This is a genomic window from Xanthomonas arboricola pv. populi, assembly GCF_002939945.1.
Taxonomy (GTDB): domain Bacteria; phylum Pseudomonadota; class Gammaproteobacteria; order Xanthomonadales; family Xanthomonadaceae; genus Xanthomonas; species Xanthomonas arboricola_A.
In genome coordinates this window covers 1-294 of the sequence record NZ_MDEB01000028.1, presented here as the reverse complement: position 1 = coordinate 294, position 294 = coordinate 1, and the positions used below count along the sequence as shown (strand labels likewise).

Below are 294 nucleotides of genomic sequence, written 5' to 3'. Positions count from 1 at the left end.
GCCACGGTGACGACCAGCTCGCCGTTGCGCATGCGGATGTGGAGTTTGCTGCCGATGGTGAAGCCGAGTTGTTCCAGCCAGCGGCCGCGTAGGCGCAGCGTGGGGATGCGTTGGTGGCTGTCGGGGTAGTAGCCGTAGCCGACGGTGCAGTGTTGCGGGGCACGCGGGTGGCCTGGGCGGCGCGGCTTGGTGGGATCGGGGCGAGGCTCTGGGATGGGGGTGCGCTCGAGGTAGGGCCGCGGCGGGATCGAGGGGTCGAGCGAGTGCCAGCCGATCTCGGTGGGCGGCGGCACC

The 294-nt window shown here is 71.4% G+C and carries 1 protein-coding gene; it reads right to left on the bottom strand.

Annotated features, from left to right (window positions below; all coding sequences use genetic code 11):
* Positions 1 to 293 (bottom strand): SymE family type I addiction module toxin (locus tag XaplCFBP3123_RS21125; RefSeq protein ID WP_253254283.1); only part of this gene is annotated, 293 nt, incomplete at its 3' end.
* Position 294 lies beyond the last annotated feature (1 nt).